Genomic DNA, 296 nt, shown 5'->3' with positions numbered 1-296 from the left:
CGAGGACGTCACCGTGGGGATCGGCCTCCTCAGCGGCATCGTGCGCGACCTGGCCGCCGTGGTCTCGACGCAGGGCGGCGAGATCGCCCGCCTGAAGGCCGATCCCCGGCCGTCCGCTCCGGTCCTCGCTGTCCACGCCCCCGTCCGCGCGCCCGTCCCCGAGGTGTCCGGCGCCGCGCCCCCGGACGCCCGGCCGCCCGCCGCGCCGGGTCCGACGCCGCCGGCCGCGGCCCTGCCCCCTCTCCCGCGGCGCCCTCTGCCGCCGCGCCCGCCGGAGCCGGAGCCCACCGCCGAGG

The 296-nt window shown here is 82.4% G+C and carries 1 pseudogene; it reads left to right on the top strand.

The annotated features are described in order from the left end of the window. Positions 1-13 precede the first annotated feature (13 nt). Positions 14-296, top strand: a pseudogene (locus tag ACLBXP_RS25820) (EAL domain-containing protein); the annotation flags it as partial.

This window comes from Methylobacterium sp. A54F, from assembly GCF_053346035.1.
Note: the sequence above shows the minus strand (reverse complement) of the source record. Positions and strands in the feature narration are given on the sequence as shown.